Genomic DNA, 26852 nt, shown 5'->3' with positions numbered 1-26852 from the left:
ACTCCGGGCGGATGGTCAGGACTGCACGCCGCCGTCCGCCCGGTCAGCTTGGGGGTGCTCGCTCATGGTGCGCAGCAGGCACAGAGTGGGCCGCCCCTACCGCACCGCACGCAAGCGGATGTTCGAGATCTACGGGGACATCTGCCACCTGTGCGGACACAACGGAGCAGGCGAGGCTGACCACCTGGTCCCCATCAGCCTCGACGCAGACCAGCCCATCGACCCGCACACGATGCGCCCAGCGCACGGAGCCAACGCACCCTGCCCCGTCTGCCTGCGCCTGTGCAACACAGAGCGCGGCAACCGGCCACTGGCCAAGCCCAAGACCAGCACATCACGTGATTGGTACGCAGGACCGCAGACATAACCGCAGGTCAGAGCGTCGGCGACGTTTCCGCAGGTCAGAGACTTTTAACCAGAGGGCTGGGTGACCCCTTGACATCGCTCCCTTTTTTTCTCCCCCCGGAGCGATCTCCAAGCGGATGATCTTGTGGAGGTGGGTGTGGGACCGGTCGAGAAGGCCGTCCGTGACGACGTCGAGGAGCTCGGCGACCTCGTGGGCGTGGAGCCGTCGCTGTCTGAGATGGCCTACAAGCTCGCTGAGCAGGTCGACGCCGGCGGAGGTGAGGACGGAAAGCTCCTGCCGCAACTGAGCCGGGAGCTTCGCGCGACGCTCGCGCAGTTGCTGGCGGCACGGGTGCCCGAGGAGGACGATGACGACCTCGGAGACCTGGACACCCCCGAGTGAGTTCGCTGAGCAGTGCCTGGAGTTGTACGGCCTGGCCTGTCCGCCGCTGTGGGGTACGCCGCGGCGGCCGGAGTACCCGAGCCTGGGCCCGAAGGCGTGGAAGGTCATGGAGCGGCTCGGCTATCCGCCGATGCCGTGGCAGAAGTACGTGCTCGACGTCGGTCTGGAGATCGACCCGGCGACGGGCCTGTTCGTGCACCGCGAGGTCGGGCTGTCGGTGCCGCGCCAGCAGGGCAAGACGCAGCAGATCCTCGGGCTGATGGTGCACCGGGTGGCCGCCTGGACACGGCAGAACGTCGTCTACGCGGCGCAGACGCGCGGCATGGCGCGGCAGCGCTGGGAGGACGAGTTCCTGGCCACGCTGGACGACTCCTCCCTCGCCGGGAAGTACAGAACCCGGAAGAGCAACGGCAACGAGGCCATCATCTGGTCCAAGACCCGATCCAAGCTCGGCATCACCGCGAACACGGAGAAAGCCGGTCACGGACCCCCCTTGGACCTGGGCGTGATCGATGAGGCGTTCGCGCACGAGGATGACCGGCTGGAGCAGGCGTTCTCCCCGGCGATGCTGACCCGCGACAAGGCGCAGCTCTGGTGGGCGAGCGCGGGCGGCACGGAAAAGAGCCTGTGGCTCAACAAGAAGCGCGAGAATGGCCGCGAGCTCATCATGGAGCTGTGGCGGCTCGGGATCCGGCGCCGCATCGCCTATTTTGAGTGGTTCGCGCCTGACGAGCTGCCACGTGACGCCCCGGCGACATGGCGCCTGTGCCTGCCGGCGCTGGGCTTCACCGTCAGCGAGGACACGGTCCGCGCGGAACTGGAGAAGCTCGACCCGGCGGAGTTCGACCGGGCCTACCTGAACCGCACCCGCAAGCAGGTGCCGCCGCCGGACCCGAACATCCCGGTGAAGGCGTGGCGGACCGTGGCCGACGCGAAGTCGAAGCCGGGCGCCAGCGTGGCGTTCGCGGTCGACGTCTCGCACGACAGGGAGTGGTCGTCCATATCGATCGCCTCTGTGCGGGGCGACGGGCGGGTGCACCTTGAGCTGGTGGATCGCCGATCGGGGACCGACTGGGTGGTGCCCGCCGTCGTGCAGCTTCGGAAGCTGTGGAAGCCGGTGGTGGTCGCCATCGCCTCGACGGGGTCGCCGGCCGGGTCCCTGATCGACGACTTGACTGCGGCCGGTGTGAAGGTGCCCGAGGACAAAGAGCGTCCCCAGCGCGGCGATCTGGCCATCCTGCGGACGAACGACATCGTCGAGGCGTGCGGCCAGATGGCGGACGCGATCAAGCAGGGTACGGCGGTGCACAGCGACCAGCCGGAGCTCACCGCGGCTGTCAACGGGGCACGTACGCGCCCCTCCGGGGATGCGTGGTCGCTGGACCGGCGCAAGTCGCTGACGGACGTGTCGCCGTTCTACGCGGCGACGCTGGCACGGTGGGCGCTGCTGGTCTGGGGCCCGCTGGTGGAAGGCGACTACGACGTGGCCGCGACATTCGGCTGATGAGGGTTCACGAGGGGAGGGTGATGGGCGTCTGGTCGAGACTGCGGGGCGTGTTCGCGCGCGAGGCGCAGATCACCTCCCCTGAAGAGCTGCTCGCCGCTCAACGCGGCCTGCGGACCGGCAACGGTGTCGCGGTCAACAACGAGTCGGCGTTGCGGCACAGCGCGGTGTGGGCGTGCCTGCGGCTCCGCGCCGACCTCGTCTCCACGATGCCGGTCGACTACTACCGCCGCATCGCCGGCGTCCAGGTCGAAGTTGCGAAGCCGCCGGTGCTGGTCAGCCCAGGCGGGCAGCGCGTGGGCATGCAGGAGTGGCTCTACAGCTCCCAGGTGGACCTGGACCGGGCCGGGAATGTGTTCGGCGTCATCTCCGAGCGCTCCGGCGTGCCTGGCCCTGACGGTCGCGGCCTGCCTGCCCGGATCGACCTGGTGGCGCTCTCGGATGTGACGGTCCGCGCGAAGGGCTCCGAGATCACCGAGGTCCGCATCGCCGGGAAGAAGTACGAGCCGTGGGAGATCTGGCATGAGCGTCAGTACACGGTCGCCGGCCTGCCGCTGGGGCTCTCCCCGGTGGCTTACGCGGCCTGGTCCATCCAGGAGTCGCTGAACGCGCAGCAGTTCGCCCGCGACTGGTTCGGCGGCGGCGCGATCCCGCTGGCTGAGCTGAGGAACACCGCCGTGGAGATCAACGGCGAAGAAGCGAAGATCGCCAAAGAGCGCTTCAAGGCGGCCATTGCCACGGGCGACCTGTTCGTCCACGGCAAGGACTGGGAGTACAAACCCATCCAGGCCGTGGCGCAGCAAACGTCGTTCATCGAGGCCCGCCAGTTCGGGCTGACCGACATCGCGAGGTTCTTCGGCTGCCCGTCCGACCTGATCGACGCCATCGTGTCGACCGGTCACATCACCTACGCCAGCATCACGCAGCGGAACCTGCAGTTCCTGACGCTGCATCTCGGGCCGGCCGTGTCCAGGCGCGAGGACGCGATCACCCGTGGCCTGGTGCCCGGCCCTCGGTACGTGAAGCTGAACAGGTCCGCGCTGCTCGCGATGGACCCCGAGGCTCGCGCTCGCACCATCCAGACGCGTATCGACGCGCGTACTCTCGCCCCGTCCGAGGCGCGAGAGCTGGAGGACCTGCCGCCGTTCACGCCGGGCCAGCTCGCCGAGTTCGACCGGCTGTTCGGCGTCCCTCGCACGCAACCCACCACCGCCACGGGAGCGACACCATGACCGCAACGTCTCGCGCCGCCGCAGCGGCGGCTCGTGGCCAGCATGTGCGGCAGCGCGCCGACCGGCCCTCGCAGCGGCGCTGCGCCGAGCATGCCGCCTCGCGCGCGGTCGCCCGGGTGTCGGCATCGATCGAACTGCGCGCGGCCGGTGACGGCTCCCTGATGGAGTTCGCCGGGTACGCCACGGTGTACGAGCGCGGTTATGAGATGTGGGACTACTACGGCCCGTACACGGAGATCGTGTCCGCCGGGGCCGGCGCGGACTCGCTCGCACGGACAGACCTGGATGTGCCTTTGGTGCTGGGGCACGACCAGCTTCGCAGGCTGGCCCGGACCACGACCGGGACTCTGGAGCTTGCGGAGGACGACAACGGCCTGTCCGTGCGAGCGCCCAGCCTCGACCCGGCTGACTATGACGTGGCCTACATCGCGCCCAAGCTGAGGGCGGGCCTCGTCGATGAGATGTCGTTCGCGTTCCGCATCACCGCTGGCCAATGGTCGCCGGACTACACCGAGTACCGGATCAGCCGCTACGACATCCACCGCGGCGACGTGGCGATCGTCGGCTACGGCGCCAACCCGGCGACCGAGGCGGCGCTTCGTGCGCCCGCCGCACCGTCGAACCGGGCACGCGCGCTGCTGGAAATCGCCCTCGCCCGCTGAGCCCGGGGACATCCTGTCCCTACCCCTTCGACTTCCCGCCCTCGCGGCGGGTCTTGCCCTGCGCTCTGCGCGCACGAGCCCGTCCGGCGCACCGCCTCGGATGGCCGTCCGACCTGGACCGGGGCGTCATGAATCCCATCACGAACAAGGAGATCGAGCACATGACGCTCGCTGATCTGATCGCGCAGGCGCGAGAGGCGCTGAACACCGCGATCACCGCCCGCCAGCAGGAGCAGGACGCGCTGGTCGCGCTGCGCTCCGACTCGGACCTGACCGAGGAGGCAGTAGCGGCCCGGGTCGCCACCCGCGACGCCGCCGACACCGAGGTCACCCGCCGCCAGACCGCCCTCGAAAGCCTCGAAGCCGAGCAGGCCCGCGAGGACGAGATCGCCGCCCTCTCCCAGCGGGTCACCCCGACCGGTGTCCGGGCGCCCGCCTACGACCGGGTCGGACGGGTCGGCGCCGAAGAGCGCACCTACCGGCCCGACCTGGACCAGCGCGGCGGGGCGTTCCAGCGCGACGTCGCCGCGGCGTTCCTGGGCGACTACGAGGCGCGTGACCGGCTGGCCCGGCACATGCAGGAGGAGCGCACCGAGCGCGGCGACCAGATGCGCGCGGTCGGCACCGGCGCGTTCGGCGGCTTGGTGATCCCGCAGTACTTGACCGACATGTACGCGCCGCTGGCTCGGGCCAACCGCCCGTTCGCCGACGCCTGCCGCCGGCACGTCCTGCCCGCGCAGGGCATGACGGTGGAAATCTCGCGGATCACGACCGGGTCGAGCGTCGACAACCAGTCGGCGGAGAACGCGGCTGTCGCCGAGCAGGACATGGACGACACCGCACTGTCGATCCCCGTGCGCACCGCCGCCGGTCAGCAGACCGCGTCCCGGCAGTCGATCGAGCGCGGGCAGGGCGTGGAGGACGTCATCCTCGACGACCTGTTCCGTGCCTACGGCTCTCGCCTGGACACCACCATGCTCAACGTCGCCACGGTCGGGCTGTCGGCGGTCGCCACCGCCGTCGCCTACACCGACGCCTCGCCGACCACCGCCGAGCTGTACCCGAAGGTGATCGAGGGCCTGGCCGGCGTCGAGGGGGCCCTGCTGGACCAGGCGTCCGGCGACAACCTGGCCGTCATGCATTCGCGCCGCTGGTACTGGATGCAGAACGCGATGGGCACCTCCTACCCGCTGATCACTCAGCCGGGTGTGGTGGCGCAGACGCTCGGCACGAACTACGCCGAAGCGTACGGCCGGGGGGTGCGAGGCATCCTGCCCAACGGCACGCCCGTCATCGTCGACAACAACATCGCGGTGAACGCCGGCGCAGGCACGAACGAGGACGAGATCTACCTGGTGGACCGGCAGGAATGCCACCTGTGGGAAGACCCGGACGCCCCCGTGTACATCCGCGCCGAGCAGCCCAAGGCCGCGAACTTGGGCGTCCTGCTGGTCGTGTACGGCTACTACGCCTTCACCTTCCAGCGGCAGCCGCACGTCCGCAAGATCGGCGGCACCGGCCTGATCACCCCGACCTTCACCGGCGCCTAACCCGCTCGTGCTGGGGGCCCGACTCGCGGCGGGCCCCCAGCGCCCTTTACGCAACGGAGGGGCACCCCCTATGTCCTGTGTGCAGTGCGCCCCTGTGGAGCCTTCCGGTTGCGACTGGTGCGACGACGGCGACAAGGCGGGGAGCGGCCTGTACCGGTGCGCCTGTCAGCGCCCCTGCTGGAACCCGGACTGCCGAGCGAACCGGCTGGCGAGAGAGGAACCCATGAACGAACCGCAGACCGAAGACCCGATGATCGCCGCCCTCCTGCGCGAGCGGGACGGCTATGTCCTGCGCGACATGGCCGACCGGGTCGCCCAGGTCGACGAGCAGCTCTCGCTGCGCGGCTACACGCCGCCCGACGACGCTCCCCGCCCGGGCGCAGCCCCGGAGCGTGCGACGCCACCTCGTGGCCGACGCTCGCCGCGCAAGGACACCACGTGAGAGAGCCATGCCCACGCTTCTCGGCTTCCAGCACATCCCCTCGGGCGGCGACAACACCAACACGCTGACCTCCAGCGCGTTCACGCCCTCGAACGGGGATGTGATCGTGACGGCGGCGACCACGTGGGACACCAGCTCGACGATGGCGGCCCCGACCGGCGGCGGCCAGACCTACACCCCGCAAAAGGTGATCAGCCCCGGGGGTTTTCGCCCCTGGTGCTCGCTCTACACGGCGGTCATCGCAGGCTCGCCCGGGTCGATGCAGATCAGCTCGGCGCACGTGGGCCCGGCCAGCCGCCACAACTTCGCGGTGTGGCGGTGGAGCGCGGCGCAACTGGCGGCCACGCCGGCGCTCAACAGCCCGGACAACAACTCGGGCCCATCGGCGCCGAGCTCGTCGCTGACGACGACCGCACCCGGCAGCGTCATCTGCGCGGTGTGCGTCGACTGGCAGGCCCGCAACCCGTCGACCCGGGTGTACCTGTCGGCGGCGGACGTGACCGAGGACGGGCTGTTCGACGGCTCCGGCAGCGCCTCGTCGGTGGCCTACTTCTGGCACCAGTCCGTAGCCTCCCCGGGCGCGACGGCGGTCGGGCTGAGCACGCCGAACAACATGAACTGGGCCTTGGGCGCCGTCGAGATCCAGGCGGCGGCAAGCGCCCCGGAGCGGGCGCCACTTCGCCTCAACCAGTACGGCGGATTCTTCTAGGAAGGATGATCAATGGCTCGATATGCCGCGCAGGTCGAATCGTCGGCCGCGCTCGCGGTGGACACCGGATTCGCCTGGCTGATGGCGTCTGCGTCTGCCGGCTACATGCTGCGCCGGGTGACGATCGGCTGTGTCGCGGGCGCGGGCGTGCCCACCTCGCAGCAGGTGGTCGTCGGCATCAACCGGGTGACCACGGCCGGCACGACGCCCACCGCGGGCATGACGCCGGGCAAGCTGAACCCGAACACCGCGGCGTCCAGTGCGGTCTGGAACACCGCCTACTCGGCGGCGCCGACGAACTCGGCAGCGGATCAGTGGCGGATCCCGTTCAACACGCAAAGCTCGGCGGACCTGCCGTGGGAGCTGCTGGAGGAGTGGTCGGTCACGCTCGGCACCGCGAACGGGCTGGCATTCATCAACCGGGACAACGCGCTCCCGGCCTCGCACAAGTACGTGCTGTCCGTCGAGTGGGAGGAGTAAGGCGTGGCGTTCGCTGATCAGGTCGCCCTGGCGGGAGACCCGGTGTTCCGGTCCAAGGTGCGGATGGCGACCGTCACGGCTGCCGTGCTGGTCGCCGGGGAAGCGCAGGAAGCGCTGTCCGTCGAGGCGTACCAAAAGCGGCAGGTCCTGGCCAACCGGGTGCTCACCGCCGCCGGATACGGCGAGCGCGGCGAAGTCCTGGACATGTTCGCGTGGGCGGTCGCCCAGAACGCCGCGATCACCGCCGCCAGCTCGGACTCCGACATCCAGTTCACCATCAACAGCGTGTGGTCGGACTGCGCTGGCGTGCACGTGCTCGACTGAGGGGGGCTGAATGGCGCGGCGCTGGCGCAACCCCCGGGCTCGTCGAGGCGGGTTCTTCGAGCCGCCCCGGCTCGCCCCCGTCCCTCAAGCTCCGCCGTTTCCGCCCCGCCTGGTCCGACTTCGGCCGCGCATGCGGTTGGCCGCGACCGGCCAGGGCCGGGTCTTCAGCCCTGCGTGGCGGGTGGACACCCCGGCGCCGTCGGCGTGGATCCCGTCGCCGGTAGCCGCCTCGCGCCCGACCCTGCTGCGACCGGTCAGGGGCAAGTTCACGCCCTGCCCGCCCACTCAGTCGAGTCCCGGATCGCCCTGGCGCCGCCGGCCGGCGCGCGGCCTGCCGAGACGGCGCGGCCGATTCGACTTCACCCCGGCCACCCAGCCGCCGCCGCCCCGTCCAGGCCGCCGCCGAGCGGCCCTGCCGGTCGTCCGACGCGGGACCCTGGTCGAGCCGACCTGGCCACCCGCTGCCCCGCCCCCACCTCCGGCGTACACGCCGCGCGTCGCCAAGGGCCGCCGCGGCGTTCCGGCGTTGCGGCTCCACGGGCGGATGATGCCCGGCTGGATGGACCTCACCGTGATGCCGGTCGTGGACGGCGCCGCCGTGCTGGCCTCCACGTCACATCCGATCGCCACCATGACCACAACCTCCAGCGCGCACGCCTGGCTGGCGAGCTCGGACACCCCTACAGCGAGCATCGGAGGTGACGAATGACCACGTACGCGTTCGGCGCGGCAGCGCGCCTTTCGACTCAGGTCCGGGTTTCCGGCGTACTGACGAGCCCGGCTTCGATCGCCCTGACGATCCTGCTGCCCGACGGGAGCACAGCGGGACCGATCACGCCCGACAACGACGGCACCGGCCTGTTCCACCACGACTTCACCTCGGCGCAGACAGGGCGGCACGTCGCCCGGTGGGTGACCGTCGCCCCAGACGGGGCCGACGAAGAGCCGTTCGACGTCGCCGCGCTGTGGGCAGAGGCCGGTGTCTTCTCGCTGACCGCAGCAAAGAAGCACCTCAACATCGACCTGGACGACCACGACGACGACGAGGAACTCCAGAGCTTCATCCGCGCTGTGACGGGGGTCTGCGAGCGGTACGTGGGCGCGCTGGTGCGAGCCGCGTACGTCGAGAAGCATGTCGGCGGGTACGCGCTGGTCCTGGCCCGCCCGCCCGTACTGTCCCTCACGTCCGTGACGGCGGTGGGCGCCGGAGGCGTTGACCAGAACGTCGCAGAACTGCACCTCGATGGGGAGTCGGGCATCGTCCGCCGATTGGACGGCGGACGGATGATCGGCCCCTTCCAGGTGGCCTACGTGGCCGGCCGGACGAGCATCCCGGCGAACGCCGACCTGGCAGGGAAGATCATCCTTCAACACATGTGGGAGACGCAGCGCGGCCAGATGAGCGGCGTGCGCGTCGGCGGCGCGGATGAGGTGTGGGACCCCCGGATGGGGTATTCGATTCCCCGCCGCGCGCTCGAACTGCTCGGACGCCAGTATCCGGGGTTCGCCTGATGACCGCGACGTCCCGCGTCCCTGCCGCCATCGACAACCTGATGGCCCTTCTCGCCGCGGCCCCGGCGCTGGCCGGCGTGAAGGTCATCGATGGTCCGCTCGTCACGAACGACCCGCTCAAGGAAGCGGTGTACGTCGGCTACGACGGAGCAGCCGACGGCGAGGGCCAGGCCGTCGAGTTCACCCAGACGTGGGCCGCGATCGGGCAGCGAGCCAAGGGCGAGACGTTCACCCTGACCTGCGCCGTAGCGGTATGGCGCGGTGGCACGAAGGTGCGGCCCGTTCGCGTGCGCGCGTTCGAGCTCCTGGCGGCGGTCGAGGACGCGGTCCGCGAGGACCCGTCGCTTGGGCTGCCGCCGCCGACCGTGGTGGCGTTCGCGTCCGGCTCCCTCATGCAATCGCAGCGCAACTCCGGCATGGAGTGCCGCATCCCGTTCCAAGTCGCAGTACAGACCCGCATCTAGAGAGGTGGCCGGTGGCCAGGTTCAAGAACATCAGTGGCGAGGACCGCCGAGTCGGCCGGGCCGACGGGCGCCTCGTGGAGGCCGGGAGCGTCACCGCCGCCGGCGACATGGCGGAAGAGACCGATGACGCCTACATCGTCGGCGAGGGCGACGAGGCGCGCTCGTGGCCCAAGTCCACGTGGGAGCTGGTCCCTGAAGCCAAGACCAGCGGAAAGGGTAACTGATCATGGCAACCGGAACGGGTCTCGACGCGCAACTCGGGTTCGCCGCCGAATCCACGGTGGGCACGCCGGTGACCGTCACGAAGTTCGTGGAGTTCAACAGCGAGAGCCTCGCGTGGAAGCCGTCGTTCGTCGAACCTGCGGGGCTGAAGACTGGCCGGAAGTTCAAGCGCGCCAGCCGCCTGGTCCAGTCCAGGAAGACCGTCGAGGGCGGCTTCGAGATGGAATGGCCGACGAAGGGCGCGGGCCTGCTGGTGGCGCACGCGCTCGGGTCGGCGGGCGTGCCGGTGCAGATCGCGGCGACGACGGCGTACAAGCAGATCCACACGCCGGGCGGCCTGGTCGGCAAGGGGCTGACCATCCAGGTGGGCAGGCCCGAACCGTCGGGCACCGTCCGCCCGCACACCTACACCGGGTGCAAGGTCAAGAGCTGGGAATTCAAGCTCTCCTCCGACGGCACGCTCGTGCTCTCCCTGGAGATGGACGGCTGGGACGAGGCCACCGCCACCGCCCTGGCCACCGCGAGCTTCCCGACCGGCGCGGAGGTGTTCTCCTTCCAGCAGGCGGTACTCAAGCTGGGCGGCACGGCGAGCACCGCGTCCGGTGAGATGAGCGTCTCGGGCGGCACTACGGTGACGACGGTCGTCACTGAGATGTCCGTCAAGGGCGAAAACCCATTAGCTACCGAGCGGTACGGCATCGGTCAGACGGGTGTGAAGCGCGAGCAGCTCGAAAACGACTTCCCGACGCTCACGGGCAGCCTGAGCGCGGAGTTCAACCGGACTGAGCTGTATGACCTGCTGAAGAACAACACCACGGTGGCGGTGGAGTTCACGTTGACCGGATCGCTGATCGCGTCCGGCAACAACTACCAGATCTCCTTCATCCTGCCCGCCTGCAAGATCAAGGAGGCGGCGCCGACAGTCGAGGGCCCGGACATCGTGAAGATGACCACCTCGTTCGAGGGCTACGACGACGACGTCAACGCCCCAATCCAGATCAAGATCGTGTCCACCGACACAACCCTGTGATGGACGTCCGGATCACCGGAGCCGAGCAGCTCGGCGGATTGGCCAAGCGGCTCAAAGACGCCGGCCCGGAGGGTAAGAAGCTGCGCAAGGAGCTGCTCAAGGCGATCAGGACCGGGGCGAAGCCCGCGCTGGCCGACACCCGCCGGGCGGTGCGGAGCATCCCGGTGACCGGGGCGCGCGGCGGTGGCCGCAAGCGACGCGAGCAAGAGGCGTTCAGCCGGGCGTTCGACCCGATCCACGACCGGGCCTCTGAAGACGAAATGGCCAGCGACGAGTTCGCCGACAAGGAAACGCGAGCGAAGAACAGGGCACGGAAGGGCGCTGGCCTGCGGGACACGGTCGCGCGGTCGCTGCGGCTGACGGTGAAGACCGGCAGCAAGAGCGCTCGCGTCCGCATCGAGGTCGACTCCAGCAAGATGCCGGAGGACCAGCGCACGCTGCCCAAGCACCTGGACAACCCGAAGGGCTGGCGGCATCCCACCTTCGGTAACGAGCCGTGGGTGACGCAGAAGGGTCAGCCCTGGTTCGAGGTCACCATCCGCAAGCATCTGCCCGCCGTACGGGCTCATGTCCTCAAGGCGATGGACGACATCGCGAAGAAAGTGGAGAGCTGAATGCTTCAGTTCACGCACGACGGTCAAACCATCGAGGTTGACCTGGAGAAACTGCCGCTGCACGAGGGCCTGGCCCTGCAGAAGGCGACCGGGATGCGCTTGCCGGAGTTCCTGGAGGCGGTCAAGAGCTTCGACATGGAGGCGCTGGCCGCGCTCGGCTGGATGCTGGTGAAGCACCGCTGCGGCAAGGCGGACGTGACGTTCGAGGACGTGTGCGAGGGCCGCGTCGCGGTGACGATCGCCGACTTCGTGGACACGGAGGCGGAAGCGCGGCAGGCCGCTGCGGATGCGGAGGGAAACGGCGAGTCCCCTCCGCGAAAGCGCGGAGGGGTGAAGACCCGCACGTAAGGCGCAACCGCTACCTCACCGCCCTCGCCTACCACTTCGGTATCCGCCCCTGGGAAGTCGACCTTCTGACGTGGGGCGAGTTCGAGCTGTTCTGCGCCGCCGCCGACGAACTGAATAAGCCACCACAGCAGTAAGCCCGCAGGGAGGTGCTCTTTTGGCCTCCTCGATGGCGTTCGACATCTTCGCCCGCGACCACGCCAGCAAGACCTTCGACAACGTCGGAGACGCAGCCAAGCGGCTGGAGCGGCGGCTGGACGGGGTCGGCAAGTCCGGCGGCAGCCTGCGCGGCGACCTCGACGGCGTCGGAAAGTCGATGTCCGGGTTCGGCGGCCACCTCGACGGGCTCGGCGATCGACTGTCGGGGCTGGGCGGCCACATCTCCGGGCTCGGCAGCAAGCTCTCGTCTCTGTCCGGGCCGCTGATGTCCGCCGGCAGCAGCTTGGCCGGCCTGGCGACGTCCGTGGTGTCTTCAGCCGTCAAGCTGGGCGCGTTCGCGGGCGCCGCGGCGTCTGCGGCGTCCTCGGTGAGCGGCCTGCTGGCTGCTCTGGCGCCTGCTGCGGGTGCAATGGCCGCGCTGCCCGGCATTGCCCTGCTCGGCGCGGGCGCGCTGGCCACGCTCAAGCTCGGCCTGTCCGGGGTGGCGGAGGGCTTCGCCGCCGCCATCTCCGGCGACTACGAGACCTTCATGGAAGGCATCAAGGACCTGCGGGGCGCCGCAGGCGAGGTCGCCTACGAGCTGTTCCAGATGGCGCCCGCCTTCCAAGGCATCAAAACCTCAGTCCAGAACGCGTTGTTCGAGCCGCTTGTCGGCCAGATGTGGTCGCTGCTGCCCGCCATCAACGCGCTCACCGACGGCATGACCCGCACAGCCGCCGCGTTCGGTGGCGCAGCGTTGGAGCTGGTCAAGTTCGCCCGCTCCGCCGACACCCTGTTCGCGATCCGTGAGACGTTCACGATCCTCCGTGACTCCGTCGACGGCCTTACCCCGGCGATCCGGCCGCTCTTGGCCGGGTTCACCGCGCTGGGCGTGCTCGGCGCGGGCTGGCTCAGCCAGTTCGTGCCCGCCATCGCGTCCGCCGCGAGCGAGTTCGGCCACTTCCTCACGCACGCCGTAGCGTCCGGCCAGGCCATCGGCTGGCTGGAGGGCGCCGCCACCGTCTTCCGGCAGCTCGGTGCGATCCTGGGCGACCTCGGCGGGGTCGTCAGCGCCGTCTTCCGTGCGATCGAGACCGCCGGCGGCGACGCGCTCGGCGTGCTCGGGCTGCTGCTCGACGGCCTGCACCGCTTCCTTGACAGCGCCCAGGGCCAGAGCGCGCTCGTCTCCGTCTTCACCGCGCTATCGCAGGTGGCGACCGCCTTCTTTCCCGTCCTGGAGGCCCTCGCCGGGGCGGTCGGTGACCTCGCGCCCGGGATCGCCGCGCTGGCCACCGCCGTCGGGCCGCTGCTCACCGCCGCGATCAACGCGGTTGCGCCCGCGCTGGCCGCACTCGTGCCCGGCATCGTCGCCGTCATCGGCGGCGTCCGGGCCGGAGTGGAGGCGCTCGGCCCGGCGCTGCTGCCCCTCGGGAAGGTGCTCGGTCAGGCGCTGGGGCTGCTCGCTCCGCTGTTCGCCTCCATCGGCAAGGCGATCGGCGCCGCGCTGCCCGGCATCCAGTCGTTCCTGGTCGTCTTGTCCGTCGGGCTCGCCTCGCTTGGGCCCGCCCTGGTGCCGCTGGCGAAGGCGGTAGGGGCCGCGATCGGTGCCGTCCGTCCTCTGCTGGCCGGGCTGCTGATCGGCATCGAGGCGCTGCTGCCGGGTGTGGCCGCGTTCGTCAAGGCGTTCGGCGCTGGTCTCGCGTCGGTCGCGCCCGCGCTGGTGTCGCTAGGTAAGGCGTTCGGCGCCATCCTGACCGCCGTCGCTCCGCTGCTGCCGGTGCTGGGCGAGCTCGTCGGCGTGGCCGGCCACCAACTCGGCGTGGCGCTGCGCTCGGTGGTGCCGGCGCTCATGTCGATCGTGCCGTCTGTGGGGCTGCTGGCCAACAGCATCGGTCAACTGCTGGTCGCTCTCGCTCCCGTTGTGCCGATGGTGTTCCAGCTCGCGGCGCAGATCGTCAACGCCTTGGTGCCTGCTTTGGCTCCGCTGCTGCCGCAGATCGGCGAGCTGGTCACGAAGCTGGTCGCCGGTCTGGTGCCTGCGCTGATGCCGCTGATCCCGATCATCGGCCAGATCGTCGGCGTGATCGGTCAGGCGCTCGTGGGCGTACTCGGCGCGCTCGTCGGCAAGGTCATCGAGATCCTGCCCGCGCTGTCGGAGATGGCGCAGATCCTCGGGATGGCGCTGCTGGACGCGCTACAGAAGATCGCGCCGCACATCCCGGCGCTGGTGTCCGCGATGCTGGCGTGGCTGCCCGCCATGGTGAACCTGCTGCCGTCGCTGACGTCCCTGGCCACCTCGCTCATGCCACGCTTCATCGACGCGCTGGTCGAGATCCTGCCGCTGGTGCCGGGCTTGGTCGAGTCCATGATCAGGCTGAACCAGGTGATGTATCCGCTGATCCCCGTGTTCGCGGACCTGCTGGAGCAGGTGGCGCCACACATTCCGCTGTTCATCGAGCTGGCGGCGGTGGTCGCGACGCAGTTGATCCCGCCGATTACCGAGTTCCTGATCGTGGTGACCCGGGTCGTCAGCGGTGTGATCACGAAGTTCACCGAGTTGTACAACCGGCTGGTCGGCCACAGCATCATCCCCGACTTGATCAATGGCATCGGGTCGTGGTTCGGCCGGCTTCCGGGCCTGCTCGGCGAGTGGGTCGGCAAGGCCAAGGACGCGGCGATCGCCAAGTTCGGTGACCTGGTGTCGGCGGTCGGTCAGATCCCGGGCCGGATCACGGGCGCCCTGGGCAACCTGGGCGGGCTGCTGTACGAGTCGGGACGGTCGATCATCCAGGGGTTGATCAACGGCCTGTACAGCATGCTCCAGTCCGCCTACAACGCAGCCAGCGACATCCTGGGCCAGATCAGGAACCTGTTCCCGTTCAGCCCGGCCAAGGAGGGCCCGTTCAGCGGTCGCGGGTGGACGTTGTTCTCCGGCAAGTCGATGGCCGAAGGGCTCGCGAAGGGCCTTGCCGGCGGCGAAGGCATGGTCGCCGCCGCGGCGGCCGGGCTGATGGGTGCCGCGTCGATGTCGCTCAACCCGTCGGTGTCACTCAGTGGCGGCTCGGTGCCGCTCACCCCTGCAGGCGGAGGAGGAGTCACCATCAACCTGTACTTCAACGGCCAGCCGCTGACCGGCCGGGATGAGATCACCCGCATGGTGGTGGCCGCGCTGAACGAGGCCAAGGGCAGAGGCTTCAACCTGGGGTTCGCATGACGATGCCGGACGTCTGGGCGGAGATCGCCTTCCGCAAGGACCCCCTCACCTCGGCGCCGCTGTGGCATGACGTGTCCGACGACGTCGAGTGGCAGGAAGGCGTGCGGGTGTCGCGGCGCCGCTCGCACGAGCTCGACGAGGTCCAGCCGGGCACGCTGTCGTTGACGCTGCTCAACGAGGACGGCCGGTACACGGCGGGCAAGACGTCGTCGCCGCACTACCCGTACGTGAAGATCAACCGCCCGGTCCGGATCCGTGCGCGCTGGCCGGTGTCGGCCAACATGCTGCTGGAAGAGCAGGCCAAGGGCAACAACGCCAGCCTGTTCTCCGCCACGTCCGGTGCCATCACGGTGGAGGCCAGCGTCGTCCCGGCGGGGCAGACGACGAGCATCCGGTGGGCGGCCGGCACCGTGGGCGTCGGGACGCTGTTCCGGCTGGGCTCGACGGCGACGACCACGGCCACCGACCGGGCGCTGCCGGTCACGCCGGGGGTGACGTACTCGGTGCGCTGCCAGGCCCGCAGGGACGCCTCCGTCACGGTGTCGTTCGCGATCCGGGCGCGCTACTACAGCAACGACGGCACCACCCTGCTGGACGTGACCGGGACCGGCGTCGCGCTGACGACGACGTTCCAGGCGCTCAGCCTGTCCACCACCGCCCCGGCGAACGCGGCGTTCGCCCGGGTGGGGATCGTGTGCACGGGCGCCTCAGCGTCTCCGGTGGTGGTGTACACCGGGGCCTGGCAGTTGGAGCGGGCGGCAGCGCCGACGGCGTGGGTGTCGCCCGGGGTGGAGTACATCCGCTACAGCGGCCTGATCGACCGGTGGCCGCACGCCTGGCAGAACGGCGTCGTCGGCCGCACCGACATCACCGCGACCGACCTGTTCAAGATCCTGTCCCGGCGGCAGACCCGCAACGAGGCACTCATCCAGGAAGTCCTCACAACCGGGCCGCGCTTCTACTACCCGTGCAACGAGGCGGCGGACGCCGACGCCGTGGGCAACCTGGCCGTCACGTCCCAGCCTGACCTGACGCCCAGGTCCATGGGCGACGGGGGCGGCAGCGTCACCCTGGGCGCCTCCGGCGGGCCGCTCGGCGGCACCATGGCCAACTTCGACCCTGTCGACGACAACGGCGGCACCGGCCTGGCCACGAGCGCCCTGCTGACCCCGATGGGCGGGACCACCAGCGCGACCTTGATGGCGTGGTTCGTCCCCGAGAATCCGCCGACGGATCCCGGCGCCCTGGTCTACGTCGGCAACGGAGACCTGGGCATCTTCCTCGGAACCATGGACAGCGTGCACTTCTACCTGAGCTACCGGGGTGGCGGCTCTGTGGAGGTGCGGGCGGCTCAGCGGATCGGCAGCGTCGTCGTGATCACTCAGGCGGTGACGCTCGACCTGGGCACGCTGCACATGGCGGTCGCGGTGACGGAGTGGAGCACCGGATCGCTCCGGGTGAAGATCTACCTCGACGGGGTCCTGATCAAAGACGAGACGAACCCTCTGGTCGAATCGACCTGGGATCCGGTGCTCGACCACCTATCCATCGGGGGCGTGGCTCACGCCTACCCGGCCCGCGTGGAGGCGTTCAACGGGCGCGTTTCGCACGCGGCCGGCTGGAACCGTGCGCTCAGCGCGGGCGAGATCACCGCGCTGTACGCGGCGGGCAGCGTCATCAACGAGGCGTCCGGCCAGCGCATCAGTACCCTGCTCACCTGGGCGGACCAGTCCACCGCGCTCATCGACCCGGGCCTGTCGGACCTGGACACCCGCCTGTACGGCGCCGACGATGGGCCGTTGCGGGCCGTCATGCAGGCCGCGGCAAGCGAGGCGGGGCTGTTCTTCATCGGGCGCGACGGCATCCCCGTCTTCCATGACCGGCAGTGGCGGCAGGACCCGGGCGGGGCGCCCCTGATCACGTTGGCCGCCCACGAATGCGGCCCCGATCTGGGGTTCCTCATCGACGATACGCTGCTGATCAACGATGTGACGGTCACGCGCGGGTCGCTGGAGAGCAGGGTCGTCGACGAGGTGAGCGTGGAGGAGTACGGGCAGTACGCGAAGTCCGTGCCGACGCAGCTTGCCTCCTCGTTTGACGCGATCAGCCGGGGCAGTCAGATGCTCGCCCGCTACGCCGAGCCTTCCCCTCGCGCTGGGCAGATCACGGTCGAGGGCAGGTCGCTGACCTCCCTGTGGCCGTCGCTGCTCGGCTCCGAGATCGACCAGCGGTTCCTGGTGACCGGCCTGCCGTCGAACGCGCCGGCCGCCAGCCTGAGTCTGTGGTGCGAAGGCGTCCAGGACGTGATCACGGATCAGACGTGGCGGTTCACCTTCGACACCTCGCCCATGGACGCGAGCGCCCTCGTCTTGGACGATCCGGCGTTCGGCCTGCTCGACTCCAACACCTTGGGATGGTGAGCGTGATCCGTTCTCCGCTGCGTACGGCAGGTAGTTTGTCGCCCAGCCGCCGGCCGATCCAGACCCTGGAGGATTACCTGGGGTGGCTGGACGGGGTCGCGGCGGCCAGGCAGTTGCCGCCTAAGCCGCGCCCGACCGGCCACAACCCCGACCTGGGCGCCGCGTACGCGCGGGTGGACGACGGCCGGTGGCTGGCCGACTGCCCGGCAGGGTGCGGCAGCGCCTGCGAGCTGGTCGCCGGTGAGGGCCGGTACTGGTGCACCGAGTGCGGCACCGGCGGCACCGGCCAGAGCGCGCCGCTGGTCTGGCCGGCCCGCATCGAGCAGCTCACCGCCAACCTCGAAAGCCTGCCAAGGACCCTGCAGTTCTGGCCGTGCCCGCCGTGCACGGCCAGTCAGCGCGCCGGGCGCGATCTGTGCGTCCCGTGCCGTCACATGCAAGGCCAGGAGGTGGTGTAGATGGCGACCGTGCCCGTCCCGCGCACGTGGACTGTCGCCGAGCTGCTCACGGCGGCGAAGATGAACACCGACGTCCGCGACGGCTTGAACTTCCTGCTCAGCCCGCCGCTGGCGATCCTGCGTAAGAACGCCAGCCAGGCCGCCACCAACTCGGCTCACACCATCGTCACGTGGGAGGTCGAGGACATCGACCGGGACGGGGGCCACTCCACCGTCACGAACACGAGCAGGTACACGAGTCAGACGGCCGGTTACTACCAACTGTCCGGGGAGATCACCTTCGCGGCGAACGGCTCCGGGTGGCGCGACATCATGTTCCAGAAGAACGGCACCACCTCGACGCGGCAGAGCCGTAACGGCACCCCCGCCATCCCGTCCGGGACGGCGGACAGCGCGTTGAACCTGACCGGCACCATGTTCTTGGGCGTGGGCGACTACGCCGAGATCCTCGCCTACCAGACGTCTGGCGGCGCGCTGAACATGAACGTCTCCAACCAGGACTGCCGCTTCGAGGCCCGCTGGGTGTCGAAGTGACGTCCAACCGGGCGGATCAGTAGCCGGGCGGTATCTGCGGCGGATACGGCTGCTGCACGTGCTGTACCGGCAGGTGCCGGGTCACCCGCCAGCCGATGAGCGTGACCGGGATGGCGACGAGCAGCCACAGCCCGAGCGTGAAGAGCGTGATCCACCAGTGGACGAATATCCACAGACAAATGTGGATGATCAGCGCGGCCGGGTTGAAGCCCCACTCCTTCACCGCCGTGTACTGCACCGGCCCGTACTGCGGCCCCGACATCGGCACCGGCATGTACGGCTGGCTGTAGGGCTGCGGCTGGTACGGCTGCGGGTGCTGCGGACCGGACTGGCCGTAAGGCTGCTGGCCGTACGGATCTTGCGGCTGGGGCGGGTAACCCATGCTGAGGCTCCTGAGGCGGGGGTTGGGCGACGTGGTGGGACGTTCCAAGCATGCGCTCGGTTGACAAAGATCACGTGTCCACATCCGGACATCCCCTGCCCGTGAGCCTGCGGGCGGCTCACTCACACGATGATCAAACCCTTGGAGGCAGTGAGTGGAGTGGGCGCAGATCCCCGTCGTACAACTTGGGGCGATAGGCGTCCTGCTCGCCGTCCTCTGGCTGGTGTTCCGAGGCAACCTCGCGCCCTCGACCCTCGTGCCGCGCACCACCTTGGACGACGTGAGGGCCGATCGGGACGCCCGCATCGCCCAGGTCATCGAAGACCGTGACGCCCGAGTCAAAGAGGCCAACAACGACGCCGCCGAGTGGCGGCAACTGTACGTACGCGAATGCGACGCCCACGAACTCACGCGCAAGGCCCATGCCGAGGAAGTCAGGGCAGCGCTGCTGGCCAGCACCGAAGGCGCGCAAGTAGCCGCCGCGCTGCTGGCGGAGATCCGCTCCCGGCAGATCGAGGCAGGGTCATGACCGAACGCGACGACGGAAGGCTGTCCGACATCGACGAGGCCCGACAGGCTGCCGAGGCATCCCAGCGGCAGGCCGAGGAGGACATGCGGCGGGCACGCGAGCAGGCACACAAATCGCTGACGCTGGCCGGGCGGCTGCGCCGGCTGCGGGAGGCGAACGGGTTCTCCTCGCTCCTGGATGACGCTTTCGGAGGTGGCCATGCTTGACGCAACCGCTTACCTGGCCGGGACCGTGCTCGTGGTGGTGTCGGCGGTGCTGGCCGTCGCGTGTGTGGCAGCTCAGATGCTGCTGGCCCGCTGGTGGCAGACGCCCGCCGGGCGGCACGTGATGGCGTTTCAGGCCGTCTTGGCTGTCTGTCTGGCGCTGTGGGCGCTTCGCCTCGCTGTCCCGGACGGCGGATGGTTCGTGGCGCTGCGGCTCGTGGCGTTCTCCGGCGTCCCCGTCGTCCTCGGCTGGCGGCTCCTCATCATCGTCAAGACCTGGCGCGGCAAGCGCCGCGAGCACAAGGAGGCGCAATGAAGGCCGTCAATGCCCGCTGGTTCGGCAAGGGTCGCATCTCGCCGATTCGCCTCGTGGTGATCCATTCCATGGAGTGGACGGAGACGGCGACCACCGCTGAGGACTGCGCCAAGATGTTCTCCACGATGAGCCGGCAGGCGTCGGCTCACGTGTGCGTGGACTCCAACTCCGCGGTCCGGTGCGTGGCCGACAAGGACACAGCGTGGGCGGCTCCGGGAGCAAACGCGGACGGACTCCAACTGGAGCTCGCCGGCTTCGCGAGGCAGAAGCGGGCGGAGTGGCTCGACGACTACGGCCAGGACCTGCTCGCGCAGGCCGCGGCCGTGGCGGCAGGCTGGTGCAAGCTGCACAAGATCCCCGTCAAGAAGCTGTCCCGCGAGGAGTTGAAGGCGGGCAAGAAGGGCTTCACCTCCCACGCCGACGTCAGCGTCGTCTACAAGCGGTCCGACCATAGCGACCCCGGCACCGGCTTCCCCTGGGACGTGTTCCTCGACCTCGTACGCGAGTACCTGGCCGGCGAGGACGACGGCGACGACGAGCTGGAGATCCCGAAGTGGACCAGGCCGTTGACGTGGCCGCCCACGACGAAGGGCGACGACGTCAAGGTGTGGCAGCGCCGCATGCGGTCCCGAGGCTGGAAGCTCGACGTGGACGGCTGGTACAGCCAGGCCGACGCGGACGTATGCAAGGCATTCCAGAAGGAGAAGGGCATCCCCGCCACGGGCGCCGTGGACGAGCGGACCTGGCGAGCCGCATGGACGGCACCCATCACGTGAGCGACGGCCTGTTCGCCCGCTGGTGGCCGATCCTCTACCCCCACACGCTTCCGCAGCATCCCGAGCCTGCGGAGGACACGCCTGAGCGCGTGCCCGGCCTCCTCGATGAGGCCAATTAAGAGCCCTGTTCCGGGCTCACCTGGAGCGTCTCGCCCGATGCGAGGCGCTTCTTCTGTATTCACCTCCTCAAGGAGTGCATCCTCATGCGCCTGAACAAGAGCGCTGTCCTGCTGTCCGCCTTCATCGTCGTCGCGAGCGTCGTCGGCTTCTCTGCGTCGGCCACCGCCTCTGCGGACGTGCCGGGCCTGACGATCACGCAGGTCGGCTACAACGCCTACGGTTCGGACACGGTCTGGAACAGGAACCAGGAGTTCGTGGACGTCAGGAACACGAGCAACCCGCCCGTGGCCATCGACGTCAAGAACCTGACGGTCGCGGACCAGTGGGCCAAGAGCCACGAGGACGACAACGACCGTGGCTGCAACACCAAGACCATCACCTCACTGCCAAACCTCGTTGAGAGCGGTGGCCAGATCCTGCTTCCCGCCGGCCACACCATCCGCGTCTACAGCGGTCGCGGTGCGGCGGTTCAGAAGGGCACCTTCTACGCCGTCTACATGGACTCCCGCTGCGGCTACCACGGCCACATCTGGGGCAACGGCGGCGACACCGCCTGGATCACCAAGGGAGCCGACTCGGAGTCGTTCGCGTTCGACTTCGACAACGGCTACACGGTCAAGCCGTAGGAGGCTGACATGAAGATCTTCGGCAGGGAACCTGCGGTCTGGCTGCACGCTCTACAGGCTGTCCTCGCGTTCCTGGTAACACTGCCCGCGCTGAACGCGCTCGGCTTCACCGCTGAGGTGTCCAACTGGGTGATGACCGTGGCTGCGGGAGTCGTGGCCGCGCTGGTGGCCATCGCGACGCGCCCGTTCGTTGTGTCGGCGCTCACGGGCGGCGTGCAGACGATCCTGACCGGGCTGGTGGCGTTCGGCCTGCCGTTGTCGGAGCAGTCCACGGGTGCGCTCGTGGCCGCGCTGAATGTGGCGCTGATGCTGCTGATGCCGCTCGGGCTCACCCCGACCGCCGACCCGGCGCCTGGGTTTGTCCGAGACAAGAACGTCAGCCCGGTTCGGCAGTAGGTGCGACAGGTGTCCTCATCGAGGACCGCCTGACGCCACGCTGCACCCTTGAACGACCTCTCAAGCCCTCGCCCCCGTCACGGGGCGAGGGCTTTTTGTCGTTGGTTCCTCGCCGGTTCCTTCACGGTTCCCGGCTGGTTCCCGGTCGGTTCCTCAGCGGTTCCTGCCGGTCGCGAAACCGGTCGCGAACTGGTCGCGAAACCGGTCGCGGTCGCGTCCACTTTGGCGTCCACTTTGGCGACCGGTCGCGGTCAACTCCGAGGTCACGAAGTCGGTCACGAACCTGGTCACATAGATTTCGCGTCCTCGCAGGTCAAGCCGGGGATTTCGGTTTCAAGTGGGGTTTCGAGTTGGACGCGTCCTGCGACCGGAACCGCGACCGGTTGTTGACCGGTTTCGTGACCTCGAATGTGACCCCGAGCGTGACACTTTCCAGACACTTCGCCGACGCGTCCACCGACCGCGACCGGTCGCGTCCACCCGCGAAAACCGCGTCCAAGTTGGCGGTGGTTTTGACGCTTCATCGAACCGTCACGGCACCATGCCGGACGGTGCCTCCGACGAGCCCGCCGCGATCACCGAGAACGCACCGCAACCTGCGGTGTGACGGTCAGCGCCGACGACGAGACGCACGCCCGTGACCGTCACAGCATCGCCTCCGAGGCTCGGGCTGAGGAGGCACAGCCGGCGTGCCCCCTGTGACGGTCTCCAACGAGCCACCGTGCCCACTTGGGACACCCCGGAACGCCCGATCCACCTGCGGAACCTGGATGTGTGAACCACGGTTCACATCCGAGGTGTGCCACTTCGCCGGGGTCCGGCCGGATACCTGGGCCACCCGTCCCGAGGTGGTCCAGGGCTGCCCCTGGCCCTGCTTTTCGCCGGCCGCGAAAAGCAGCCTGAGGGGCAACGCCAGGGGCACGCCGCCGCCCCGAGCGACACTCGCACCGACACCCGGAACGACACCTCGCAGCGAGTGTCGGCAGGGGTAGCGGTCGAGGTGTCGGTACACCCTCCGTACAGGCAGAAAAGTGCCCCCGCCTGGATGGCGGGGGCACTTTGATCATCTACTAGAGGGCGGGCTGGGTCGGAATGAGCCTGCCTGCGCAGCGCTCACCGGTGTTCTGGTTCTTGTGATCGACCTTCGACCCGACCGGCTTCTTGAACTTCACGCCGCAGATTGCGCACTCGCTCTCCGTGGTCTTGGGGTTCGGCATTGTCCCTCCTTTCTTGCCTGGTTGGGGACTCTCCCGGTTGGTTAGTCCGGGGAGTCGCGCTTCCTTCTGACACTGCAAACTATACCCCACTCATATCCCGAACGCTAGAACTTTCGGGATATGAGTGGGTGAAAGTTGTTGGCGTACTACCGCTGCGTTCTCTCTGCTTACGGGCCATGCGGGCATCCGCATTCGGGATATGAGCGTGGTATGGTTTCGCCATGATCCCGCACGGCAGAGGCGCAGTGGACAGTAGAGGTGCCGCCGAGATGCTCGGCGTCAGCTACAAGACCTGGCTCAACAACGGTGCCGCTGCGTACGGCTTGCGCCCCTTCGCGCCGGAACGCAAAACCTTGCTCTACGACCGCGCGCAAGTCGAGGCTGTGCGCGACGGGCGCGAGCTGCCCGCCAGCCCAGCCGACACCCACAAGCACCCGGGCGATCTCCTCGACGAGCGCGACGTCGCCGAGGAACTGGCGGTGACCTACGAGACGGTCCGCAAGGACCGCAAGATTGGCCGCCTGCCTGGATGGGTCGACGTCTGCGGCGTGCCGCATATCAAGCGCTCAACGCTCGCGAGCGTCATCGCTGCCCGCCCTGGCCGCGGGGTCGGCGGCGGCCGGCCGCGCAAGGCCCGCTAGAACCGTCGGCCGGCCGGTACGCAAAAGCCCCCATTGGCACAAGGCCAATGGGGGCTTCCGCCGCCCCGGATGTTCGGGTAACCAACCCGAAAGGACGGCTGCGATATCCCAACCAGGCAAGGTTTCAGGGACGTTCACATGTTACGTGGCGGCACGGGGAGCGATTTGAGAGATGCGCTGATGGGACAGGCCCAGAGCGCTCCCGATGTCGCGGACCGTCCAGCCCTGATCGGAGAGCAACCGGGCGGCGTGGCGTGCCGCGTCCCTCTCGGCCTGCTCGGCGAGAACCCGGGCGGTACGCGCCTCACTGAGAGCCTTCAGCGCGCCGGCCGCGTCCGGATCGGCGGGAACGAGGGACGCACCCACGTCGTCGCTGTCGAGCAGGTCGACGAGGCAGTCGAGGACGTTGCTCCCCAGCTCTTTCCACGTGGAGCCCTGCGCCCGTACGACGTGGCCGCCGGGCAGGTCCTTAACTGTGGCGGTCCAGTACCTGCCCGTGCGAGTGGCCGTGGCGAGGTAGCTGGTGACCTCGACTGCGTCGGTCTGGTCGAAGTCCTGGGGGGTGTCGTCTCGATCAAAGATCGCCTCGCGGAATGAACTCATGGCATGCAGTCTAGCGATGAGACCGATTTTCGGCTATCCCACCTAGACAATTTTGCTCTGTGTCACTGGCCAAGTGAGCGGGTATCCGGTCCCCGAGAAATGCGAGTACGGCGCAGACCGTACCCCCAGGCGGAGGCGGCAGGTACGCGGGTACGGCTCCGCCCCGGTTGATCTTCTTCTCCCAAGGGGGAAAAAGATCCGTCTCAGGCCACATTCCGGGGACGCGCGGTGTACCTGGCCTATACCGCAGACCAGTACAGCCTGTACCGGATGGCCGAAACGAGTTAAGTCCGGGTTAGGTCGGGGGTTAGCTGCCAGCTAACCGAGTTAGTGATCTAACTTTCGTGTTAGTTGGGCCAATATGCCCCTGCGACCTGCGGAAAGTTAGCTGGGTTAGGTGGGTTAGGTGGGTTAGTTCGAGCCCTCAAATCGCTCTCAGAGGCACGATTTCAGGTGTGCGAGGCGAGCTAACTCACCTCGCGCACGTGCGCATGTGCACGTGCGCGTCCGCGCGTAGGGAGGCTCAAGGGAGGGTCAAGGACGGGACCCTGAGGCTCAAGAGTGGACCCGAGAGACTCAAGAGTGGGGTACCTCAGGCTCAAGGACTTGAGGCACGGATCAGCCTGTCTTGAGCCTGTTCTTGACCCACCTCCGGCCTCGCGCGCGCGTAACGCGAGCGCCCGCGTTACGTAACCCGTCCGCGCGTTGGAAGCCGCCTCCCCGCCTCCCCATCGGGGGAGGTTCGCAGGTAAGGCCCACCGTTTCGGGCTGGGGAGGCAGTTGGGGAGTTCTCCCCGCCTCCCCGCGCGACTCCCCGCCCATATCCAGGCGTCCGGGCCTCCTCGTTTAACCCGTTTAACCCGGGCCGGCGTTTAACTCCCACCAGGTCAGCGCGGTGATCGCCGCATTTAACCCGAGGGTTAAAAATTTAACCCTCCTCCGGCTCGCTTAACCGTGGCGCGGTACTCGGGCCGACCCCTTCCCCGCCTCGGTTCCCAGCGCTAGGACGGCGCTTGGCCTAGCGGGAGAGGCGCTTGGCCTAGCGGCGCCGCTCGCTGCCCGATCGGGCTTCTACGTGCGTCCTAGCGGCCTAGCGGCGGTTGCCTCCCTGGCCTCCCTGCCTCCCTGAGAGGGAGGTTCGCAGGTCGGCGCGAGGGAGGCGGCCAGGGAGCCGCATAGGGAGAACTCCCTGACTCCCTGCTGCCTCCCTGAGGTCCGGACCGCCTAGCGACGCCCCTAGCCATAGGCGGCAAGCCCCTAGCGCTAGGCGCCGGCCCTGGAAAAGTAGGGGTCTACATCCTGGGACAACGCGATCCTAGGCGGACTAGACGGGCCACGGACCGTGACGATTCCTGGCGTCGGGAGGCGCCGCGTGGAAGTGTCCCAAGAGTGTCCCGTCAGACCTCGCATAGGGCTCCCCGGGGGAGGGGCTGGGACATTAACCCGAGAGGGGTCGTGGGACATTAATTCAGTCACTCTTGGTGACTGAGGGCGGTGCGCCGCGGAATGTTCCAGCGGAATCGTTCCAGCCTCTTCTCGTCTCTCATATACGGCACCCCGGGGGAGGGGTTGTCGATCTTCGTGGAACGATTACCGGACATTCTTCCGGGCACTCTTTTCGTCACCCTGCGTCGCCGTCTCTGCGGTCGTGACGATCCCTCTGGGTTGGTCCGGCCCGCTTCACGGAACGTAGCGGACGGCGTGCGGCGCCGGACACGGCGTGCGGCGCCCTCTTTTTCTTAAGGGGATTTCCAGTGTTCGTAAGGAGCACAAGAGCGCCGGACACCTTACGCACAAGATCATCGGACATGCCGGACATCGACGGGGAGTAACCGCACAAGATCAACGGACATGCGGACAGTCACGACATGTGCCCGCACAAGAACGGAGCGCGCCCGCACAAGATCAACGGACGCGCCGGACATCTACGGAGCGCGCCCGCACAGTCGCCCTCCGCGCCCGCACAAGATCAGTCAGCCAGATGCTTACGGAACTCCTCCGCTTCCGGCGTCGGAGCCGGCCGCCGGACGTTCACCGTGTGGTGCTTGATGAAGCCCTCGCGAGTCGTCATCGTGATGTGCTCCGCGCCCGGCGAGAGCTTCATCCGGAACAGGAGATCTCGCCATCCCGGCTCCGTGAGTTGGAGATCGTCCCTGGTGAACTTCCGCACCAGGACCGCGCCGATCGTCGGATACCTGACCGGCTGGTCGTCGCCGGCCAGATACTCCTGCATGCCCTGGTCGAACAGCTCCGCGACCTGCCAGTACACGCCCGAGCTGCCCGGTTTGCGGTAGAGCGGATTGATGGGGTCCTTGTCGAACATCTCGACTTCGTCGCCGAGACGCAGGTCCGCTGCAGGGATTCGGAACTCTGGCATGCCCGCCAGCGTAAGAGTCCGTCACTCTGGGTACAAGTCCCAATCCCCTAGGCGAGGAGGAGCG

General features: G+C 68.6%; 32 protein-coding genes. 28 read left to right on the top strand and 4 right to left on the bottom strand.

The annotated features are described in order from the left end of the window. Nucleotides 1-502: 502 nt before the first annotated feature. The 20 genes from ACWD0F_RS23215 to ACWD0F_RS23120 all read left to right on the top strand — a co-directional run bounded on the left by ACWD0F_RS23215 (nt 503) and on the right by ACWD0F_RS23120 (nt 18602). Nucleotides 503-748 (top strand): hypothetical protein, encoded by a 246-nt coding sequence (locus ACWD0F_RS23215; RefSeq protein ID WP_449878634.1) that lies wholly within the window; start codon nt 503-505, stop codon nt 746-748. Next, the gene (locus ACWD0F_RS23210; protein ID WP_449878632.1) at nt 714-2252 is read left to right on the top strand and encodes a terminase large subunit domain-containing protein; all 1539 of its coding nucleotides are present in this window, start codon (nt 714-716) and stop codon (nt 2250-2252) included. The genes ACWD0F_RS23215 and ACWD0F_RS23210 overlap by 35 nt, the downstream gene beginning before the upstream one ends. Then, nucleotides 2252-3484, top strand: coding sequence for a phage portal protein (locus tag ACWD0F_RS23205; RefSeq protein WP_449878630.1), 1233 nt, complete (start codon nt 2252-2254; stop codon nt 3482-3484). The genes ACWD0F_RS23210 and ACWD0F_RS23205 overlap by 1 nt, the downstream gene beginning before the upstream one ends. Continuing rightward, nucleotides 3481-4146 (top strand): HK97 family phage prohead protease, encoded by a 666-nt coding sequence (locus tag ACWD0F_RS23200; protein ID WP_449878628.1) that lies wholly within the window; start codon nt 3481-3483, stop codon nt 4144-4146. Before ACWD0F_RS23205 ends, ACWD0F_RS23200 begins: the two co-directional genes overlap by 4 nt. A gap of 128 nt (nt 4147-4274) precedes the next feature. Beyond that, complete coding sequence (locus ACWD0F_RS23195; protein WP_449878626.1) at nt 4275-5696, top strand: phage major capsid protein; 1422 nt, start codon at nt 4275-4277, stop codon at nt 5694-5696. Between the two features lie 223 nt (nt 5697-5919). Next, nucleotides 5920-6138 (top strand): hypothetical protein, encoded by a 219-nt coding sequence (locus ACWD0F_RS23190; RefSeq protein ID WP_449878624.1) that lies wholly within the window; start codon nt 5920-5922, stop codon nt 6136-6138. Between the two features lie 7 nt (nt 6139-6145). Further along, on the top strand, nt 6146-6847 hold the full coding sequence (locus tag ACWD0F_RS23185; protein WP_449878622.1) for a hypothetical protein: 702 nt from the start codon (nt 6146-6148) through the stop codon (nt 6845-6847). Between the two features lie 12 nt (nt 6848-6859). Further along, a complete protein-coding gene (locus tag ACWD0F_RS23180; RefSeq protein ID WP_449878620.1) occupies nt 6860-7327 on the top strand; it encodes a hypothetical protein in 468 nt (155 codons plus the stop codon). Between the two features lie 3 nt (nt 7328-7330). Beyond that, nucleotides 7331-7651: a hypothetical protein gene (locus tag ACWD0F_RS23175; RefSeq protein WP_449878619.1), complete on the top strand. Its 321-nt coding sequence runs from the start codon at nt 7331-7333 to the stop codon at nt 7649-7651. A gap of 130 nt (nt 7652-7781) precedes the next feature. Then, entirely contained in the window at nt 7782-8360 is a 579-nt protein-coding gene (locus ACWD0F_RS23170; protein WP_449878618.1) for a hypothetical protein, read from the top strand. Then, a complete protein-coding gene (locus tag ACWD0F_RS23165) occupies nt 8357-9163 on the top strand; it encodes a hypothetical protein (RefSeq protein ID WP_449878616.1) in 807 nt (268 codons plus the stop codon). Before ACWD0F_RS23170 ends, ACWD0F_RS23165 begins: the two co-directional genes overlap by 4 nt. Continuing rightward, nucleotides 9163-9627 (top strand): hypothetical protein, encoded by a 465-nt coding sequence (locus ACWD0F_RS23160; RefSeq protein ID WP_449878614.1) that lies wholly within the window; start codon nt 9163-9165, stop codon nt 9625-9627. The genes ACWD0F_RS23165 and ACWD0F_RS23160 overlap by 1 nt, the downstream gene beginning before the upstream one ends. Before the next feature lie 11 nt (nt 9628-9638). Beyond that, nucleotides 9639-9851: a hypothetical protein gene (locus ACWD0F_RS23155; RefSeq protein ID WP_449878612.1), complete on the top strand. Its 213-nt coding sequence runs from the start codon at nt 9639-9641 to the stop codon at nt 9849-9851. A gap of 2 nt (nt 9852-9853) precedes the next feature. After that, nucleotides 9854-10879 carry a phage tail tube protein gene (locus tag ACWD0F_RS23150; protein WP_449878610.1) on the top strand — a complete coding sequence of 342 codons (1026 nt, stop codon included), beginning with the start codon at nt 9854-9856 and terminating at the stop codon, nt 10877-10879. Continuing rightward, complete coding sequence (locus ACWD0F_RS23145; RefSeq protein WP_449878608.1) at nt 10879-11493, top strand: hypothetical protein; 615 nt, start codon at nt 10879-10881, stop codon at nt 11491-11493. Before ACWD0F_RS23150 ends, ACWD0F_RS23145 begins: the two co-directional genes overlap by 1 nt. After that, nucleotides 11494-11841 carry a hypothetical protein gene (locus tag ACWD0F_RS23140; RefSeq protein ID WP_449878606.1) on the top strand — a complete coding sequence of 116 codons (348 nt, stop codon included), beginning with the start codon at nt 11494-11496 and terminating at the stop codon, nt 11839-11841. Between the two features lie 154 nt (nt 11842-11995). After that, nucleotides 11996-15190 (top strand): phage tail protein, encoded by a 3195-nt coding sequence (locus ACWD0F_RS23135; protein ID WP_449878604.1) that lies wholly within the window; start codon nt 11996-11998, stop codon nt 15188-15190. Continuing rightward, nucleotides 15187-17610: a LamG-like jellyroll fold domain-containing protein gene (locus ACWD0F_RS23130; protein WP_449878602.1), complete on the top strand. Its 2424-nt coding sequence runs from the start codon at nt 15187-15189 to the stop codon at nt 17608-17610. Before ACWD0F_RS23135 ends, ACWD0F_RS23130 begins: the two co-directional genes overlap by 4 nt. Nucleotides 17611-17612: 2 nt before the next feature. Continuing rightward, nucleotides 17613-18068 carry a hypothetical protein gene (locus ACWD0F_RS23125; RefSeq protein ID WP_449878600.1) on the top strand — a complete coding sequence of 152 codons (456 nt, stop codon included), beginning with the start codon at nt 17613-17615 and terminating at the stop codon, nt 18066-18068. Beyond that, on the top strand, nt 18069-18602 hold the full coding sequence (locus tag ACWD0F_RS23120) for a hypothetical protein (protein ID WP_449878598.1): 534 nt from the start codon (nt 18069-18071) through the stop codon (nt 18600-18602). A gap of 16 nt (nt 18603-18618) precedes the next feature. Here ACWD0F_RS23120 and ACWD0F_RS23115 read toward each other — a convergent pair whose 3' ends face one another. Beyond that, the gene (locus ACWD0F_RS23115; RefSeq protein WP_449878596.1) at nt 18619-18984 is read right to left on the bottom strand and encodes a hypothetical protein; all 366 of its coding nucleotides are present in this window, start codon (nt 18982-18984) and stop codon (nt 18619-18621) included. A 154-nt stretch (nt 18985-19138) separates the two neighbouring features. Here ACWD0F_RS23115 and ACWD0F_RS23110 point away from each other — a divergent pair, with 154 nt between their 5' ends. The 7 genes from ACWD0F_RS23110 to ACWD0F_RS23080 all read left to right on the top strand — a co-directional run bounded on the left by ACWD0F_RS23110 (nt 19139) and on the right by ACWD0F_RS23080 (nt 21950). Further along, nucleotides 19139-19513, top strand: a complete 375-nt coding sequence (locus ACWD0F_RS23110; protein ID WP_449878594.1) for a hypothetical protein — start codon at nt 19139-19141, stop codon at nt 19511-19513. Next, entirely contained in the window at nt 19510-19719 is a 210-nt protein-coding gene (locus tag ACWD0F_RS23105; protein ID WP_449878592.1) for a DUF7620 family protein, read from the top strand. Before ACWD0F_RS23110 ends, ACWD0F_RS23105 begins: the two co-directional genes overlap by 4 nt. Beyond that, nucleotides 19712-20032 carry a putative phage holin gene (locus ACWD0F_RS23100; RefSeq protein WP_449878590.1) on the top strand — a complete coding sequence of 107 codons (321 nt, stop codon included), beginning with the start codon at nt 19712-19714 and terminating at the stop codon, nt 20030-20032. Before ACWD0F_RS23105 ends, ACWD0F_RS23100 begins: the two co-directional genes overlap by 8 nt. Beyond that, complete coding sequence (locus ACWD0F_RS23095; protein WP_449878588.1) at nt 20029-20808, top strand: peptidoglycan recognition protein family protein; 780 nt, start codon at nt 20029-20031, stop codon at nt 20806-20808. Before ACWD0F_RS23100 ends, ACWD0F_RS23095 begins: the two co-directional genes overlap by 4 nt. Continuing rightward, the gene (locus ACWD0F_RS23090) at nt 20787-20927 is read left to right on the top strand and encodes a hypothetical protein (RefSeq protein WP_449878587.1); all 141 of its coding nucleotides are present in this window, start codon (nt 20787-20789) and stop codon (nt 20925-20927) included. Before ACWD0F_RS23095 ends, ACWD0F_RS23090 begins: the two co-directional genes overlap by 22 nt. A gap of 84 nt (nt 20928-21011) precedes the next feature. Continuing rightward, the gene (locus ACWD0F_RS23085; protein ID WP_449878585.1) at nt 21012-21554 is read left to right on the top strand and encodes a hypothetical protein; all 543 of its coding nucleotides are present in this window, start codon (nt 21012-21014) and stop codon (nt 21552-21554) included. 9 nt (nt 21555-21563) lie between these two features. Continuing rightward, a complete protein-coding gene (locus ACWD0F_RS23080; RefSeq protein WP_449878583.1) occupies nt 21564-21950 on the top strand; it encodes a hypothetical protein in 387 nt (128 codons plus the stop codon). Between the two features lie 1070 nt (nt 21951-23020). Here ACWD0F_RS23080 and ACWD0F_RS23075 read toward each other — a convergent pair. Continuing rightward, on the bottom strand, nt 23021-23167 hold the full coding sequence (locus ACWD0F_RS23075; RefSeq protein ID WP_449878581.1) for a hypothetical protein: 147 nt from the start codon (nt 23165-23167) through the stop codon (nt 23021-23023). A gap of 221 nt (nt 23168-23388) precedes the next feature. Here ACWD0F_RS23075 and ACWD0F_RS23070 point away from each other — a divergent pair, with 221 nt between their 5' ends. After that, nucleotides 23389-23808 carry a hypothetical protein gene (locus ACWD0F_RS23070; protein WP_449878579.1) on the top strand — a complete coding sequence of 140 codons (420 nt, stop codon included), beginning with the start codon at nt 23389-23391 and terminating at the stop codon, nt 23806-23808. Nucleotides 23809-23949: 141 nt separating this feature from the next. On the opposite strand, the gene ACWD0F_RS23065 is transcribed toward ACWD0F_RS23070, so the two are convergent. Beyond that, on the bottom strand, nt 23950-24411 hold the full coding sequence (locus ACWD0F_RS23065) for a type II toxin-antitoxin system HicB family antitoxin (protein ID WP_449878577.1): 462 nt from the start codon (nt 24409-24411) through the stop codon (nt 23950-23952). A 1969-nt stretch (nt 24412-26380) separates the two neighbouring features. Then, nucleotides 26381-26788 carry a hypothetical protein gene (locus ACWD0F_RS23060; protein WP_449878576.1) on the bottom strand — a complete coding sequence of 136 codons (408 nt, stop codon included), beginning with the start codon at nt 26786-26788 and terminating at the stop codon, nt 26381-26383. Between the last annotated feature and the right edge of the window lie 64 nt (nt 26789-26852).

The sequence above is a fragment of the Nonomuraea sp. NPDC002799 genome (assembly GCF_053592075.1).
This window is presented reverse-complemented; position numbering and strand designations above follow the sequence as displayed.